Annotated in this window: 5 protein-coding genes; 2 read left to right on the forward strand and 3 right to left on the reverse strand. The window is 65.1% G+C overall.

All coding sequences use genetic code 11. The features are described from left to right. Positions 1 to 34 precede the first annotated feature (34 nt). Entirely contained in the window at positions 35 to 523 is a 489-nt protein-coding gene (locus ABZD10_RS14310; protein ID WP_372887501.1) for a DUF3576 domain-containing protein, read from the reverse strand. A gap of 280 nt (positions 524 to 803) precedes the next feature. On the opposite strand from ABZD10_RS14310, the gene ABZD10_RS14315 reads away from it, so the two are divergent. After that, complete coding sequence (locus tag ABZD10_RS14315) at positions 804 to 1,700, forward strand: porin (protein ID WP_372887503.1); 897 nt, start codon at positions 804 to 806, stop codon at positions 1,698 to 1,700. A gap of 111 nt (positions 1,701 to 1,811) precedes the next feature. Continuing rightward, the gene (locus ABZD10_RS14320; RefSeq protein WP_372887505.1) at positions 1,812 to 2,465 is read left to right on the forward strand and encodes a YggS family pyridoxal phosphate-dependent enzyme; all 654 of its coding nucleotides are present in this window, start codon (positions 1,812 to 1,814) and stop codon (positions 2,463 to 2,465) included. Between the two features lie 18 nt (positions 2,466 to 2,483). On the opposite strand, the gene ABZD10_RS14325 is transcribed toward ABZD10_RS14320, so the two are convergent. Next, a complete protein-coding gene (locus ABZD10_RS14325) occupies positions 2,484 to 2,981 on the reverse strand; it encodes a L,D-transpeptidase (protein WP_372887507.1) in 498 nt (165 codons plus the stop codon). Then, on the reverse strand, positions 2,978 to 3,576 hold a 599-nt coding region (ribA, locus tag ABZD10_RS14330; RefSeq protein ID WP_372887509.1), incomplete at its 5' end, for a GTP cyclohydrolase II. The genes ABZD10_RS14325 and ribA, both read right to left, overlap by 4 nt.

The following is a 3,576-nucleotide window of genomic DNA, read 5'->3' on the forward strand; positions in this document are numbered from 1 at the left end:
CGGGGCGGACAGGGCCCGCGAGCGCGGAGCGGGCTCAGAGCTTGCCGTCGGCGATGCGCAGTTGCCGCGCCCGGGTCAGGATCGCGTCTTCGATCGCCTTCACCGTCGCCGCCGAGACCGCGCCGCCGCCTCGGGTCTGCATCGCCACATGCAGCGAGCGCGCATCCAGCGCCGGGTCGCGCACGAAAACCGTGGCGCGATAGGCCCGGCCGCCGCCCGGCGGCACGCCATACCCGGTGACGATCACCCCCGAGAAGGGATCGACCGACTGCACCGGCAGGAAATCGAGAACCTCGAGCGAGGCGTTCCAGATGTATTTGTTCACCCGCACCGTGATGTCTGATTCGTCATCCTTGAAAATGTCCCAGATCGTCGACCGGTTGGCGTTTGTTTCCATCGGGTTGCCGACCATCGTCGGGTCGAACCGCTGGTCGCCCTCGGCGGGCTGCCGGTTGCCGCAGGACGCCAGAACGGCGACCGCCGCCAATGCTACAACAGTTTTGAGAACGTTTTTCCGTGTCATTGTTATACGGGCCCGATCCATGGAAATCGCCACCGTCCTAGCCAACAGGAGCCCGAGGAGCAAGGATATAGTCAATTGCCCACCCGCTGCCCGGGTCTGAAAACCGGCCGCGGATCGGGGTGGGCGGGGCAGTGTGGCATAGCTGCACCATTTTTTTCGACTCTGCACCGACGGGCGCGGGATTGCTTGCAAGAGGGGGCGGAAAAGAGTGAAACAGCCGTGCAACCCAAGTCGGAGTCACTGGCCTGGGCGCTTGAATTAGAAAACCGAGGGAAAAATCATGAAAAAGATTCTCTTCGCTACGACTGCTCTGGTCGCCACTGCTGGCGTTGCAGCCGCAGATCTGAACTTCAGCGGTTACGGCCGTTTTGGTCTGAACTACACCGAAGGTGCCGCTGAAGAGCTGCGTCTCGACCAGCGTCTGCGCCTGATCATCACCGGCACCGCCGAATCGGATGGCGGCCTGGCCTTCACCGCACAGACCCGCATCCAGTGGGACGACGCCGCGTCGACCCCCGGTGACGCAGTCAACGGCGCATCGGCCGCAATCCGCGACGCCGCATTCCACGTCGCATACGGCGGCCTGACCCTGTCGCTGGGCAACGTGTCGGCTGCTGAAGCCACCCCCGGCTTCTACGCTGGCTGCCTGGGCTACACCGGCTACACCTGCGTTGACCCCTGGAACAGCATCGGCTACGGCAACCATGACATCGGTCTGACCACTGCCGGCACCAACGGTGTTGTCATGCTGACCTACACCACCGGCGACCTGACCGGCCGCGTGTCGTACTCGAACGACGGCGCAGGCACCGACCGCACCCACGTTGGCGTTGACTACAAATTCGGTGACTACCTGATCGCTCTGTCGCACCAGGAAGAAAGCGGCGTCACCAACAACGACATCAGCAAGCTGTACATCCAAGGCGCGCTGGGCAACACCACCTTCGGTCTGTTCGCTGACGACTCGGCTGCCGGCAACGCCTTCGGCGTGACCGCAACCACCTCGATCGGTGCTGCAACCACCGCAACCCTGACTGCCGTTTCGCTGGCAGCTGGTGGCGAGAACATCGGTGTTGGCATCAACCACAGCCTCGGTGGCGGTGTTTCGTTCGGCGCAGGTATCTCGGACCTGAACGGCACCACCTACGGCGAAGCCGGCGTGGTCTTCAGCTTCTAATTCTGAAGCAGAAGTCAGCTATCGAAGGGCAGGTCTTTGGACCTGCCCTTTTCTTTTGCGCGCGCTTCATGTTGAACTGCGCGCAAAACCAGACTGCCTACGGAGCCCGCCATGTCGCTTGCCGAAATCACCCAACGCATCCACAGGGCCGAAGAACTGGCCGGCCGCGACATCGGGTCGACCCGGCTGATCGCCGTCTCCAAGGTCCAGCCGGACGAAAGGGTCGAGGCCGTGCTTGAGCAGGGGCACCGGCTGTTCGGCGAAAACAAGGTTCAGGAAGCGGCCGGGAAATGGCCGGGATTCCGCCAGCGGTTCGATGATGTGAAGGTGCATCTGCTCGGCCCGCTTCAGACCAACAAGGCGCGCCAGGCGATGCAGCTGTTCGAGGCCATCCATTCGCTGGACCGCCCCAAGCTGGCCACGACCCTGGCCCGGCTGGCGCAGGAGCTTGGCAAGTGCCCGGATCTGTTCATTCAGGTCAATACCGGCGAGGAACCGCAGAAGGCCGGGGTGCTGCCCTCAGGGGCCGATGAGTTCATCGCCGAATGTCGCGGGCTCGATCTGCCGGTGGTCGGGCTGATGTGCATCCCGCCGGTCGACGAGGAACCCGCGCTGCATTTCGCGCTGCTGGCCAAGATCGCCAAGCGCAATGATCTGGCCGGGCTGTCGATGGGCATGAGCGACGATTTCGAGCGCGCGGTGGCGCTTGGCGCCACCCATGTGCGGGTCGGATCGGCGATTTTCGGGGCCCGCGATTACGGCTAGGCCGGCGCTGCCCCCGGCTCAGCCGGTCACGATCAGCCGCGTGCCCGGGCGGGCCCTTTCGGCGATCCAGCGCATGTGATCGCGACGGAAGGCGATACAGCCCTCGGTGGGAAACCCCTTGCGTCGGTACTGGTGCAGGAAAATCGCCGAGCCGCGCCCGGGCTGCGCATCGGGCCAGTTCCAGTCGGTGAGCAGCACCAGATCATACAGCGGATCGGCGCGGCGCAGCGCCTCGTGGCTGAACCGATAGGGCGCCCGCACCATCTGGTTGTAGCAGGCATCTTCGCTGGCATCAGACCAAAGGTCGTCCTTGCCGATCGGCCGCGCCCAGGGCGCCGGCCGTGCCATGCGGTCGGGGCGGTAGAGCAGGCCGGTGATACGATGGGTCCCCAAGGGGGTGCCGCCGTCGCCCTCGCGCTTGTCGCGCACCAGCCCGCCGCGCCCGATGGTGCAGGGCAGCCTGCGCCCCCGATAGCGCAACCCGGTCGGCGTCAGCACCATATCGTGCGGGCTCACAGCAGGTGCCCGGACTTGGCCGCCTTGGTCGCCAGATAGGCGCTGTTGTGGGCGTTCTCGCCGACCTTCAGGGGCACCCGTTCGCGCACCGCGATGCCGGTGCCTTCCATCATTGCGATCTTGCGCGGGTTGTTGGTCAGCAGCCGCACCGAGGAAAACCCCATTTCGCTCAGGATCTTGGCGCCGATGCGGAAATCCCGCTCGTCGTCCTCAAAGCCCAGCCTGTGGTTGGCCTCAACGGTGTCGAACCCCTGATCCTGAAGGCTGTAGGCGCGCATCTTGTTGGCCAGCCCGATGCCGCGCCCCTCCTGATTGAGATAAAGCAGCACCCCGGCACCCTCGGCCCCCATCTGCGCCAGCGCGCCGCGCAGCTGCGGGCCGCAGTCGCATTTCAGACTGCCCAGGACGTCGCCGGTGAAACAGGCCGAATGCAGCCGGGTCAGAACCGGCCTGGAACGGTCGGGGCGGCCGATCTCGATCGCGTAATGCTCGGTCTCGCCGTTGCCGGGACGGAAGATGTGCAGGCGACCGGACCCAGCTAACTCCATCGGCAGACGCGCGGAGGCCACGGAATGCAGCGATGCGTGCGCGGCAA

This window comes from Shimia sp., assembly GCF_041624275.1.
In the GTDB taxonomy this organism is placed as follows: Bacteria; Pseudomonadota; Alphaproteobacteria; order Rhodobacterales; family Rhodobacteraceae; genus Shimia.